The 752-nt window shown below is 67.7% G+C and carries 1 pseudogene; it reads right to left on the bottom strand.

From position 1 onward, the window contains the following. Window positions 1-752: pseudogene (locus tag JCM21793_RS28035) on the bottom strand (helicase-related protein); the annotation flags it as partial.

The raw sequence follows: 752 nt of genomic DNA, 5'->3' as shown, positions 1-752 counted from the left end.
GCGAAACGCGAACCGTTTCAAGCCGCGTCAAACCCGTCGAGGGCTCGAATTTCGGCAGCCGCGACAGGCCGCTGTCGATCACCACGCGCACACCGTCAATGGTGACCGAGGTTTCCGCAATGGCCGTCGCCAGAACCACCTTGCGCCGCCCCGCATCCGCCGGGCGGATGGCCGCATCCTGCGCCCGTCCGTCGAGACCGCCATAAAGCGGCGTGATGTCCACATCGGCGGGCAGCCGTTCGGCAAGGCGTTCCGCCGTTCGCTCGATCTCGCGCTGGCCAGGCAGGAAGGCAAGCACGCTGCCCTCTTCCTCCGCCAGAACCGTGCGCACGGCCCGCGCCATCGATTCCTCGATGGCTTCGCCGGCCGGCCGCTCTTCATGACGCAGTTCGACGGGAAAGCTCCGCCCCTCGCTCTCGATCACCGGCGCATCGCCAAGAAGCGCCGCCACCCGCGCGCCATCAAGCGTGGCCGACATCACCAGAAGCCGCAGGTCCGGCCGCAGCGCGGCCTGCGCATCAAGCGCCAGCGCCAGCGCGAAATCGCCATCGAGTGAGCGTTCGTGAAACTCGTCAAACAGCACCGCCGCGATGCCGGAGAGCTCCGGATCATCGACGATCATCCGCGCGAGAACACCTTCCGTCACCACGAGAATGCGGGTTCTGTCGGAGACCTTCCGCTCCATGCGCATGGCGTAGCGACCGTCTCACCGGGCTCCTCGCCAAGGATTGCCGCCATGCGCCGGGCCGCGG

This window comes from Nitratireductor aquibiodomus NL21 = JCM 21793 (assembly GCF_000615975.1).
GTDB classification, from domain to species: domain Bacteria; phylum Pseudomonadota; class Alphaproteobacteria; order Rhizobiales; family Rhizobiaceae; genus Nitratireductor; species Nitratireductor aquibiodomus.
The sequence above is the reverse complement of the archived record's forward strand: the minus strand, read 5'-3'. Positions and strand labels throughout refer to the sequence as shown.